6 protein-coding genes and 1 tRNA gene are annotated in these 7119 nt (G+C 50.7%); 1 reads left to right on the top strand and 6 read right to left on the bottom strand.

Annotated elements, in window-relative coordinates:
* Positions 1–249 precede the first annotated feature (249 nt).
* From Pla144_RS19185 to Pla144_RS19160, 6 genes are all read right to left on the bottom strand, one after another.
* Positions 250–1080 (bottom strand): hypothetical protein, encoded by an 831-nt coding sequence (locus Pla144_RS19185; protein ID WP_146452314.1) that lies wholly within the window; start codon positions 1078–1080, stop codon positions 250–252.
* A complete protein-coding gene (locus Pla144_RS19180; RefSeq protein WP_146452313.1) occupies positions 1073–1882 on the bottom strand; it encodes a hypothetical protein in 810 nt (269 codons plus the stop codon). Before Pla144_RS19180 ends, Pla144_RS19185 begins: the two co-directional genes overlap by 8 nt.
* Before the next feature lie 69 nt (positions 1883–1951).
* Complete coding sequence (locus Pla144_RS19175) at positions 1952–2245, bottom strand: DUF1580 domain-containing protein (RefSeq protein ID WP_146452312.1); 294 nt, start codon at positions 2243–2245, stop codon at positions 1952–1954.
* 757 nt (positions 2246–3002) lie between these two features.
* On the bottom strand, positions 3003–3596 hold the full coding sequence (locus tag Pla144_RS19170; RefSeq protein ID WP_146452311.1) for a hypothetical protein: 594 nt from the start codon (positions 3594–3596) through the stop codon (positions 3003–3005).
* 94 nt (positions 3597–3690) lie between these two features.
* Positions 3691–4947, bottom strand: a complete 1257-nt coding sequence (locus tag Pla144_RS19165; protein ID WP_146452310.1) for a tyrosine-type recombinase/integrase — start codon at positions 4945–4947, stop codon at positions 3691–3693.
* Positions 4948–5066: 119 nt separating this feature from the next.
* Positions 5067–5140: transfer RNA gene (locus tag Pla144_RS19160), tRNA-Met, on the bottom strand.
* A gap of 367 nt (positions 5141–5507) precedes the next feature.
* Between Pla144_RS19160 and Pla144_RS19155 the strand changes: the two genes are divergently transcribed.
* Positions 5508–7118, top strand: a complete 1611-nt coding sequence (locus Pla144_RS19155; protein WP_146452309.1) for a choice-of-anchor I family protein — start codon at positions 5508–5510, stop codon at positions 7116–7118.
* Position 7119 lies beyond the last annotated feature (1 nt).

Raw genomic sequence — 7119 nt, 5'->3', positions numbered from 1 at the left:
GAATCTGGAGAAGATAAGGGCTAAAGCCCGTATCTTCCCAAATTCAAAGAACTGCACATCTGTGCGCTGCAAATTTCAGTTGCCAAATCACCCCGCCAAGCGCCGCACTTTTCGAACGCTATTCACAATTTGATCAGCGATCTTTGCATGGCTGTCTTTTCGCATTCCGTGAGCCGCTTCTTGTATGGGCTGTGTTCGCCCGCCTCCAGACGAGCGGTATACTTTTTGAATAGATCGCTCGCTGTTTGGTTATTTGAAGAGGCTCCCAGTTGGTTCAGCTGACTCTCCTGTGGCTGGGCGTGTATTATTTGGTAGGCTTGCGGCTCGTCGTTTGAGTTCGAGGTCATCCCATTTTTCCCTGAGTTTTTTTGGAGAGAGAACATTGATTTGCCAGAATGGGTCCTGATTCACCCATTCGAAGAGTTTGCGAATGCCAGGCTCGTCTCGCTTGTCGATCTCCCGCATCAAGCGAAAATCCTCCGCCCAAGATTCGAGCTTCGGGGGAGATCGATCTGGCTGGAGCAACTTGATCTTGTCCCACATCCATTCGGCAAGCTGCATGTCAATCGGCTCGAAGACTTTGGGCTTGCGAGGGTTCGTGCTAGATTCCCCTGATTCCCTCCTGTCTGATTCCTGATTGCTTGTTACTGATTCCTGATTACTGATACCCTCTATACTGCGTTTCGCAGGTTCGTGCGTGTCGCTTCGCTCCTTGGTGCGAGTAGAGTTCGTACCTTGATGCGAAGTATCTTCCATCGATGGCAAGACCGAAGCTGCCTCTTGATGGTGCGGTCTCTGGTGGTTTTGCCACTTCACGACCTGGATAATACTAATCCCTTCGCGCACATAACGGACGATGAGCGGATCTTCTCCGGATGCCAGTTGATTTAGAGCAGCATCCACGTCCACGTCGTCACCGGGGAAGATCTGCATCTTGATCTTGAGCGGGCGATCCTCCAGGCGGCCCTCTCTGTCTGCTATCGTCCACAGCCCGATGAACAGCAGCCGCGCGGGGAATGGCAAACTCACCAGCATTTCGTTGCTGAAGAACCCTGGTTTGATATTGCGACTCCTAGCCATGGTTCACCTCTGTTTCTTCGATGGCCAGCTCTTTGGCCCGATTCAGCACCTCCAGCAGATCCACTCGCACCGCCCCTGTGGCTTTGCCATGGGCCGCCAACTCGGGCAAATAATCCGCTGCCTTATTCGGCAGCTTACCGAGCACGAGCTGTTGCATTTGCACCACCGTCATCGTGTCGAGTGCGTAGCCCACCCGCGACTCGAGGTAATCGATCCGCATCTGCTCTCGATTGGACGTTAAATCACCCGCCTGACGTTCACCCGACACGTCGAGATCACCCTTGTGGCACACGCTAGTTACTTCCGCGTCACCCGCGCGCCATCCATCTGTCACCTGCGCGTCACTCTCGTGGCACTCGCTCGTCACCCTCTCGACGTGCTTTAAATCTTGATCAAGCTTTGCATTAGCATTTTGCTTCAAGTGACTGTTGGCCGCTGGTAGTTGATCGAAGGACAATTCGACACATTCGATCCAATCAATATCGATCAGCCTTTCGATGGCTTCCTCGATCAGCTGCTGGTCGATCATCGTCCGGATTGCGATGTCACGGGAGGTAAAGGGCGTGCGGTATTTTTTATTGATGAACATCCCTCTGGGAGAGCATTTCGATGCGAGCAGCACGAGGGCCATGAAGACCCCGAAGTGAGCCACTCCATTGGGGTGATTCACCAGGGCCAAATATTCATCGCTGTCGAGCCGATTGGGCACGGGGACGGCCCGGCAGTGTCGTCGCTGTCTCGTAACGCTGTTCTCGAAGTAAAGATTCCAGTTAGTGATCTGCAAAACGTGGACGGTTTTCATGCTTATAATCCCTTATATTGATAGTGCGAACAGCCGAGTGCGTGGCACCTGCGCTGGTGGTTCTGGCCGTTAAATGCCAAGCTCCTTAAGTTCTCGGTCGGTTCGCTGAAGATCGCGTTCGCGCTGTGCAACTGTCTGTGCCGGAAGACTTTCAGCTCTGCCGCTATTCGCCACTTGAGTGGTGGCTTCAATAAAGCGCACATATGCTTCCTCAGTCGAATATCGCTTGGCACCAACCGAAAACGTTTCCAGCGTTACCCCACGAACGCCTTTGGCTGTCCAACGCCATGCTGTTGAAGGATTCACTTTTGCCTTGCGAGCTACTTGGGGTATTGTGAGCGGAGTTTCTTCTAGAATTTTCATTAAAACGGTCCAAAAGCAGGTAAATCAGCCTGAAAACAATGGATTTGCTCCAAAGATACCGGGATAAAACCAGGGAGAAATCTCAGGACGTAATTATTTACGTCGTTGCAGGAAAAATTACATTTTTAGCCATTTACCATCGGGAAATACGGGAATCCTAGAGTGTCCCGAACGCTTGGATAACTTGTCAGGAAGTAGAATCCGAGTGAAAAATAGATGATTGGCCAGCATGAGCATTGACCAAGCCATAAATATTGAGGGTTGCACTCGATGCCTAGGCGGCCTTAGTTGCCACCTGCGGGGCCAGGCAACGGCCGGGGGAAGAAGACGTTTGCGATCCTTCGCAGTTAGGCATCTGACAGATAGAAGCTCTTGGAAAGAACCATTGTACTGCTAGCCAACCGACCTAGCCGGCAGGATGAAATTGCACCTGAGAAGATGGTTTGAACGTCCTGTTCGACCTCCCGAAGATGGACGTCGAGAAGTCAAAAACTACAATTGCCGAGCTAGGCAGATGAGTTCCGAGGATAGATCAAACACGAGCATGTATTGTCGAGATACGCCCATCATAGCGAATTGATTGGATTGCCCTGAGCATGTCATTAAACTGGAGATGCAGGAGTCACAATGAATTTCGAAGACAATTCGTATCCAGGATTAGCAGTCCCTCCAGAGGAAGTGCACCGTAAACAGAAGCTGATCTACTTTTTGGGAGTCAGTCCATCCTCAATCACTTTCCAATGAACAGGCACCGACCTCATTGCGACATTTTCTTTCGAGTTGTTTTGGGGTAATCCAACAAATCAGGCATGACGTTTCTATGTTCGACGATTTTATCATCGGTGCTTTCTTCATTCGCAATTATTCTTGCCGCTTCAGTCTTAGTAGACGCTATCTTCTGAGCCATTAGATGTCTTTGCCTTATTCGTCTGCGGGATTTTTTATTATCCTTTCTCACCTTTTTCAGATTGTTTGCGAGACTGGTGCGCATTCGCTTATTTCGTAATTTATCGAGATCATCCATAAACTTGGGCATATTGAATGAAAGAGAAACACAAGAAAGCAGGCATTCGATTGTTTCTTCTGTGTGTCCTTGTACTTGATAACAGTCCGCCTGAATTGAAAGACCCCAGATAGTCAAAATATCCCAGCCACATTTCTTGAATAATCTATCTTCTTCAACCGGACGTTTTCCATCAGCCAAATATCTGAAATATCTAAATTGACCGCGAACCCTGATTTTCTGGTCGTAGACTTCCGTTTCTTCTACTTCCTTAAAAAACTGATTCTGCAACTCCTCAAAGGCCTCAGTGAAACGATTAAGTGCCTTGCTCATTTGATTGGCTTTCACATGGATCTATCTACCTACTTGATGGTAGATATTGAGAAAAAACTTACTGATCGGAATAATGACCCCGTAGACCGTAAATTCAACATACCGAATTCTACCCAATCTTTGCAGCAACTCTCAAACCCACAGCTAGATCGCGCTCGGCATAAACTTCGGTTACGTTGGCTTGCGAGTGGCCAAGAATGATTTGTGCTGCTTCCAATCCAAACTCTCTCCGTACTTCTGTTGCAGCCGAATGCCTGAGTTGGTTTGGCGACCATCGCTGGAAAGATTGCCATTTTTTGACTTCGTCGATCTGTGAATCAGACATTTCGGCCCAGACTTTGGAACCCAGTTGAGGGTGGGGGAATGCTTTATCACATGCCCGGTGAATGGCTCGACGAAAGCTACCGGTTGTATACCGCTCTCCCGCTTTTTTCTTGGGGTTGCTAACTCGATTCGTGCCAGGCAGGTTGCCACAAGTCAGCGGCGTTTGCCGATCAATCTGGGCTTGAGCTCTGCGCTTGGCTTCGCTGTCCACCGGACGAAAGCAATAACATTGGCTGTCTCGAGCCAAGTATCGCAGCAGTACCGCCTGACTACGAGGACCTATCAATACAAGTCGATCTCGTCCATGATGTTCTGTCTTGTGGCTTTCAGGGCGATAAATCCAAATGGTACCAGAACGATCAAGATCGCAGGGCCTTAGAATGCATAGTTCGGAAGGTCTCATACCGGTGAGCCGTTGCAGTCGTACCATATCGGCTACGAGTGCGGGTAAATGCTCGAGAGTGGCCTCTACGATAGCATCATCAACCGGGGGAACAGGTGGACACTCAGGGGCCTCTGTACGACCTTGACGCAGGCCTGCAACCATTGACAACGCTTGAGGGACACTTGCAGGTAGCAACTCCTCGGCAGCAGCCCACTTGAACATACGGACAATTCTCCCGACGTTCTTGTTGACGTACTTTCGAGAATGACCGGCACGTATCATCTCTTGCCGCACGGTTTTGAGACGCAAGGGTCCGAACTCAGCCGCCGGGGATCGCCCGTACAAAGGATTGATGATCCGGCAACAGCCCCGAATAGCCTCGTATTCCCTCGTAACCTTCCCATTCTTGCGATAGTACCCCTTGGCAAATCGCAGATAAGCGACCATCGCCTCACCCACTGTGGTAATATCGGTCGAGTGAGGTAGGGTGCCGCCATTGCGCACCCATTCCTTAGTAATTCGATGATAGGCTTCCCGGCTTTCCTGAGATCCGTATTTGCCTAGGTAGATGGTCCGCCCGTCGATCTGGACTCTAGCTTGTCCGGTGGGCTTGTGTCTCCCATAGGCGGGAACGCGCAAAGAAAAAGCGTTCGACATAAATGCATCCTCCAAAGTTAGGTTTTAGGTAGACTACCTAAAAACCACTACTTTTAAGGCCGCACTGACGAACGCCGTCAGGTAACATAACTAGTTGTTCGGCAAAGACTTACAAAAAGTGGCGGGGGCCGGATTCGAACCGACGACCTCGAGGTTATGAGCCTCGCGAGCTACCTGGCTGCTCCACCCCGCGTCATTTGAATCATTATCCTACCATCGAGAGAGGTTGGTCGGCAAGTGGCAATTTGCCGTCAGCAGGCCCACTGTGTGAGCGTCTCGAAAGTAGGTGTGAAATTTGCTCTAATTCTGTTGTGCGGGTAAGTCTTCCTATTTTCCACATTTCTAGGAGTCGATCATGTCCACATCCCCCCAGGAATCTTTGGACCTCAAACATGCAACACACACTGAGCCGTTTGCACGCCACGAACCATCGCGTCGGTCAGAAAATGGTCGCCCGTCCTGCGTTCGTCCTGGCCGCCTAAAATCATAAGAAATCGACTTGTTCAACGGGCTGCTAGGCATGGTCATAGATTACTTGGTTTTACTCTTGGGCCCGTCGCATGAAGTTTTCGAGCAAAGCATGCTTACTGCTAGCCTTTGTTTTCCTATTACACAAATCGAAAAGTCAGGCAATCGAGGTCGTAGCCGAGCTTCATTGGCGATATTCTTCACCAAGCGGGGCCTGTGAGATTGCAGCTTACTCTGCAGAAACCGAGCGACTTTTCTTGACCACAGGGGGTGGAGTCGATGTGGTCGACCTTGTCTCTGGGCAGCAAATTGAAAATGTGGAGCAACCGATGGGCTATCACGCCACCAGTGTTGCCTGCTCCAAGGAAATCGTGGCTGTCGCATGGGCAGCCGACGACAAGAGAAAGCGAGGGATCATTTCGTTTTACGATGCCCTTCAGCTCGTCGAATCGGCAAGCCATCCAGTTGGATATTTGCCCGACATGATCGCTTTCACTTCCGAGGGGAGCCGACTTCTTGTGGCCAATGAAGGTGAGCCGAATGACGATTATTCCTTCGATCCTGAGGGCACGATCTCTATCATCACTGTCGGGGAAACCTGGGTTGATGCGACTGTGCAGGAAACCCAGTTTACCAAGTTCAATGACCTAAAAAAACAAATGATCGACGATGGTGTTAGGATATTCGGTCCGAATCAAGAGAGTCCGGATGGCTTGGCATCAGTCGCTCAAGATCTTGAGCCGGAATACATCGCGATTGATGCTGATGCGAAATTCGCCTGGATTACGCTTCAAGAGAATAATGCTATCGCAGAACTTGATATAGAACGAGCGGAGATTGTCAGAGTCTATCCGCTCGGATTAAAAGACTTTCGGGCGCGGGGAAACAGTCGGCCAGGACGGCTCATCTCTGCGACAACCGGGACTGGACTTGATGTGAGCGACCAGGACGGAGGGATCCGTATACGTCATTGGCCGATCGTAGGAATGTTTCAGCCCGATGGGATCGCGACGTTTCAGCAAGGGGGAGAGGACTTTCTCGTCACTGCCAATGAAGGGGACCCGCGGGACTATGCCACTTACACCGAAGCAGTTCAAATCGGCGCACTTGCGGAGCAAGGAATCCCTTTGGATCACCATAACCCCGCAAGATCTCTGGTCAACAATCCCGATCTATCTCAACTCGAAGTATCCCGGGCGGCTGGAGATCGAGACGGCGATGGAGACCTCGATCAGCTCGCATGTTTTGGAACGCGGTCTTTTTCTATTTGGAAGCGACACGCAGGCGAACTCATACAGGCCTTCGACAGCGGCAACGAATTCGAGCAAATCATCGCCCGTGAGGCTCCTCATTTGTTTAATGTTGATAGCAAGCCATCCAGCAAGACTGACGACCGCAGCACCACTCGTGGGCCTGAACCTGAAAATGTTGTCTTGTTCACGCTTGATCGACGGCGCATCGCTGCCATCGGCCTGGAACGGACAGGAGGAGTGATGTTCTACGACATTTCCAACCCGATGGAAGCCAAGTTCCTGAGTTTACTGCGACCAGACGCGGATCAAGAACTACGAGACCGAGCGCCGGAAGGACTACTATTTATTGCTTCCGATCAAAATCCTCACCGCAAGCCGCTGCTTGTGGTCTGCAATGAAGCTAGCGGAACCATGACGGCGCACGTCCTTTCACTCAACCAAACCGATTAAT

Origin of the sequence: Bythopirellula polymerisocia (genome assembly GCF_007860015.1) — a bacterium.
GTDB classification, from domain to species: Bacteria; Planctomycetota; Planctomycetia; order Pirellulales; family Lacipirellulaceae; genus Bythopirellula; species Bythopirellula polymerisocia.
This window is presented reverse-complemented; position numbering and strand designations above follow the sequence as displayed.